Source organism: Caulobacter sp., from assembly GCF_035254145.1.
Classification (GTDB): Bacteria; Pseudomonadota; Alphaproteobacteria; order Caulobacterales; family Caulobacteraceae; genus Caulobacter.
In genome coordinates this window covers 1-4,400 of sequence record NZ_DATFAV010000264.1, presented here as the reverse complement: position 1 = coordinate 4,400, position 4,400 = coordinate 1, and the positions used below count along the sequence as shown (strand labels likewise).

General features: G+C 69.0%; 5 protein-coding genes and 1 pseudogene. 4 read left to right on the top strand and 2 right to left on the bottom strand.

The window, feature by feature from the left end:
- From VJ655_RS16205 to gmk, 4 genes are all read left to right on the top strand, one after another.
- Window positions 1-880: beta-ketoacyl-ACP synthase II (locus VJ655_RS16205; RefSeq protein WP_324112839.1), on the top strand; the 880-nt coding region annotated here is incomplete at its 5' end.
- Complete coding sequence (mltG, locus tag VJ655_RS16200) at window positions 877-1,950, top strand: endolytic transglycosylase MltG (RefSeq protein WP_324112837.1); 1,074 nt, start codon at window positions 877-879, stop codon at window positions 1,948-1,950. The genes VJ655_RS16205 and mltG, both read left to right, overlap by 4 nt.
- 4 nt (window positions 1,951-1,954) lie before the next feature.
- Window positions 1,955-2,836, top strand: coding sequence for a YicC/YloC family endoribonuclease (locus VJ655_RS16195; protein WP_324112836.1), 882 nt, complete (start codon window positions 1,955-1,957; stop codon window positions 2,834-2,836).
- Window positions 2,829-3,470 carry a guanylate kinase gene (gmk, locus tag VJ655_RS16190; protein WP_324112834.1) on the top strand — a complete coding sequence of 214 codons (642 nt, stop codon included), beginning with the start codon at window positions 2,829-2,831 and terminating at the stop codon, window positions 3,468-3,470. The genes VJ655_RS16195 and gmk overlap by 8 nt, the downstream gene beginning before the upstream one ends.
- 45 nt (window positions 3,471-3,515) lie before the next feature.
- On the opposite strand, the gene VJ655_RS16185 is transcribed toward gmk, so the two are convergent.
- Both VJ655_RS16185 and VJ655_RS16180 read right to left on the bottom strand, forming a co-directional pair.
- Window positions 3,516-3,773 carry a GlsB/YeaQ/YmgE family stress response membrane protein gene (locus VJ655_RS16185; protein ID WP_099535779.1) on the bottom strand — a complete coding sequence of 86 codons (258 nt, stop codon included), beginning with the start codon at window positions 3,771-3,773 and terminating at the stop codon, window positions 3,516-3,518.
- Between the two features lie 283 nt (window positions 3,774-4,056).
- Window positions 4,057-4,400 (bottom strand): annotated as a pseudogene (locus tag VJ655_RS16180) (sensor histidine kinase); the annotation flags it as partial.

Genomic DNA, 4,400 nt, shown 5'->3' with positions numbered 1-4,400 from the left:
GCTGGAAGCCAAGGGCCCGCGTCGGGTCAGCCCGTTCTTCATCTCCTCGGCCCTGATCAACCTGATCTCGGGCCAGGTCTCGATCAAGTACGGCTTCAAGGGGCCCAACCACGCGGTCGTGACGGCCTGCGCCACCGGCGCCCACGCCATCGGCGACGCCATGCGCCTGATCAAGTACGGCGACGCGGACGTGATGATCGCCGGCGGCGCGGAAGCCGCCGTCTGCAAGGTCGGCATCGCCGGTTTCATCGCCTGCCGCGCCGTCTCCACCGACTGGAACGATACGCCCGAAAAGGCTTCGCGCCCCTATGACAAGGACCGTGACGGCTTCGTCATGGGCGAGGGCGCCGGCGCTCTGGTGCTGGAAGAGTACGAGCACGCCAAGGCGCGCGGCGCCAAGATCTACGCCGAGGTCGTCGGCTATGGCCTGTCGGGCGACGCCCACCACATCACCGCCCCGTCGGAAGACGGCGAAGGCGGCTTCCGCGCGCTGCAGGCGGCGGTCAAGGACGCGGGCCTCAAGCCCTCGGACATCGACTACGTCAACGCCCACGGCACCTCGACCATGGCTGACGGCCTCGAGGCCGGCGCGGTGGAACGCTTCCTGGGCGACCACGCCAAGAACGTCATCATGTCCTCGACCAAGTCGATGACCGGGCACCTCCTGGGCGCGGCCGGCGCGATCGAGGGGATCTTCTCGATCCTGGCGATCCGCGACCAGATCGCGCCGCCGACCATCAACCTGGACAATCCCGACGTCCACGTCGCCATGAACCTGGCTCCGAACAAGGCCGTGCCGCACAAGATCGACGTGGCCGTGTCCAACAGCTTCGGCTTCGGCGGCACCAACGCCTGCGTCGTGTTCAAGAAGGTCTCGTGAGCAAGAAGCCGTCGTCTCCCCGCCGCAAGCCGGCGCGGGGCAAGTCCTCCCGGCGGGAAACCGCCTCGGCCGCCCGCCGACTGACGCGGGGCCTGTTCGGCGCCGTCGCCACCTTCGCGGCGGTCGGCGTCGTGGTCCTCCTGGCCGCTTTGTGGGTCTACCAAGGTCCGGGCCCTTCGGCGCCGACGGGGGACAAGACGACGGTCGTTCTGCGCAAGGGCGCCAGCCTGCCGGAGATCGCCGCCAGCCTCGAGCAGGGCGGCGTCATCGGCTCGTCCTCGCTCTTCATGACCGCCGCCAAGCTGACCGGCGCGGCGCGGACGCTGAAGGCCGGGGAGTACGAGTTCAAGACTCGCGCCTCGATGGCCGCCGTGCTGGACGCCATCCGTCACGGCCGCATCGTGCGCCACTGGATCACCATTCCCGAGGGCCTGACCTCGGACATGGTGATGGACATCCTGAACGGATCCGACGTGCTGGCGGGCGACGCCCCCACGCCGCCGGAAGGCGCGATCCTGCCCGAGACCTATGAGGTTCAGCGCGGCGAGGACCGCGCCGCCGTCCTGCAGCGCATGATGGACGACCGCGACGCCGTCCTGAACGAGCTCTGGGCCAATCGTCAGCCCGGCCTGCCGTTCAGCTCCAAGGAGGAGGCGGTGACGCTGGCCTCGATCGTGGAGAAGGAGACGGGGCTGGCCTCGGAGCGTCCCCGCGTGGCGGCCGTGTTCGTCAACCGCCTGCGGACGGGCATGCGCCTGGGCTCGGACCCGACCATCATCTACGGCATCTCGCGCGGGCGACCGCTGGGCCGGGGCATCCGCCTGTCGGAGCTGCAGCGCCCAACGCCCTACAACACCTATCTGATCGCCGGCCTGCCGCCGACGCCGATCGCCAATCCGGGCCGGGCGGCCCTGGCGGCCGTGCTCAATCCAGCCAAGACCGGCGACCTCTACTTCGTCGCCGACGGCACGGGCGGACACGTGTTCGCCTCGACCCTGGAGCAGCACAACGCCAACGTCGCCAAGTGGCGCGAGATCGAGCGCCAGCGCGCCGCAAAGACGGGGGGCTGAGCCCATGCCCCTGTCCGGAATGACCGGCTTCGCCCGCGTCGAGGGCGCCCACGGGGCCTGGACCTGGGCCGTCGAGGCGCGCAGCGTCAACGGCCGCAACCTGGAGACCCGCTTTCGCGGCCCGCCGGGCTTCGAGGGGCTGGAGCGCGCCGCCCGCGACGGCGCCCAGGCCCGCTTCCAGCGCGGCCAGCTGACGCTCGGCGTCCAGGCCAAGCGCCTGGAGACGGTGGGCGAGACCCGCGTCAACATCCAGGTGCTTGAACGCTACCTGACCGCCGGCGGCCCCTATGTCGCCACCGGCATGGTCGCCAAGCCCGCCCTGGACGGCCTGTTGGCGCTGAAGGGCGTCATCGAGGCGCGCGAGGACGAGGACGACGCCGAGACCCGCGCCGCCATCGAGGCGGCCATGGCGGCCTCGATCGCCCAGGCGCTGGACCGGCTGAAGACGGCGCGGCTCGAGGAGGGGGCGGCCCTGACCCCGGTGCTGCACGGCCTGGTCGACCGGATCGAGGACCTGAACCGCCAGGCCGAAGGCGAGGCCGCTGGCCAGCCAACGGTGCTGAAGGAGCGCTTCGCCCGCCGCATGGCCGAACTGGTCGGCGAGGGCGCCAGCGAGGAGCGCATCGTCCAGGAAGCGGCCGCCCAGGCCGTGAAGGCCGATGTGCGCGAGGAGCTCGATCGCCTGGCCAGCCATGTCGTCGCCGCGCGGGTCTTGCTTGTGGGCGAGGGCGCGTCGGGGCGTAGACTCGACTTCCTCTCGCAGGAATTCATGCGAGAATCCAATACCCTCTGTTCGAAATCGGCCCTGACCGCCCTGACCGCGATCGGTCTGGAGCTCAAGGCCGTGATCGAGCAGTTCCGCGAGCAGGTCCAGAACGTTGAATAAACCCCATCATCCTCATCGCGGTCTGCTCCTGATGGTCGTCGCGCCGTCGGGCGTGGGCAAGACCTCGCTGACCCGCCGCCTGGTGTCCGACCACAACGACCTGCACCTGTCGATCAGCGCCACGACGCGCGAGCCGCGTCCGGGCGAGCACGACGGCCGCGACTATCATTTCGTCAGCCGCGAGACGTTCCAGGAGATGATCGACCAGGACGCCTTCCTGGAGTGGGCCGAGGTCTACGGAAACTACTACGGCAGTCCGCGTCCCCCGATCATGGAGGCCCTGGAGCGCGGCGAGAGCGCCCTGTTCGACATCGACTTCCAGGGCGCCATGAAGGTCCACGCCCAGGCGGGGCAGGACAGCGTGCTGGTCTACATCCTGCCGCCGTCGCTGGCCGAGATGAGCCGGCGGCTGCACACGCGCAGCCAGGACAGCGAGGACGTCATCCACCGCCGCCTGTCTCGCGCCAAGGACGAGGTCGCGGCGTGGGAGCTGTTCGACTACGTGATCCTGAACGACGATTTCGACCGCGCCTACGCGGATCTAGCCCACATCTACCACGCCGAGCGTCTCAAGCGGGCTCGCAACCCGTGGATCGGGGATCTGGTGGACGATCTTCTGAAGGAAGAGATCTGAGGGATCAGCGGCGGGCCGCGGAGGGCCCGCCGTCGGACCTCCGCGCTAAAGGGCGCGGCGGCCGAAGATCAGGTGGTAGATCGCCAGCACGACGATCGCGCCGATGGTGGCCACCAGCAGGCTGTAGAGGTTGAAGCCCGAAACGCCGCTGTTGCCGAACTGGTTGAACAGCCAGCCGCCGACGAAGGCGCCGACGATGCCGAGTACGATATCCAGCAGGACGCCGCTGCCGGAGCGATTGACGAGCTTGCTGGCGATGAAGCCTGCGATCAGGCCGAGAAGAAGCCAGGCGAGAATGGACATCGTAGGGACTCCATGAACGGTCGCCCTGCGCGACCCTGTCCAATCAAGACCCAACGGCGCCGTTAGTTCCCGCGCATGCGTTCCTGAACGAGGGCGATCAGCTTCTGGGCCGGCGCGCGCCCCAGCGCGATGAACAGGCCAGAACCCAGGATGGCTCCGATCAGGAAAGAAAGGCTCATCGCGAAAAACTCCCCTACGACCCCGCCTCTATTGCAGGTCGCCCGTGGCCAAGCCAAGGCGACAACAAGGCGCTGCGACGATCGGTCATGCACGCGCGCGGGCTTTAGGCGCCCCGGGTGGTCGCCAGGATGGTCAGCACGCAGGTCAGCCCCTCGGGCGCGTAGTCGAACTCGGCCGATCCGGCCAGCTCGCCCTTGAGGCTGGCGGCGATCAGGCGTGAACCAAAGCCCGTGCGCTGGGGCGAGGACACCGCGGGACCTCCCTGTTCACGCCATCGGATGACCAGCCGGGTGCGGGCCTCCTGATTCCAGGTGACGCTGACACGGCCGGTCTCGCGCGAGAGTGCCCCGTATTTGGAGGCGTTGGTCGCCAGCTCATGGAAGATCATGGCCAATGCGACGGCCGCGTTCGGGGCCAGGGGCAGGGACGGGCCATCGAGACTGACCT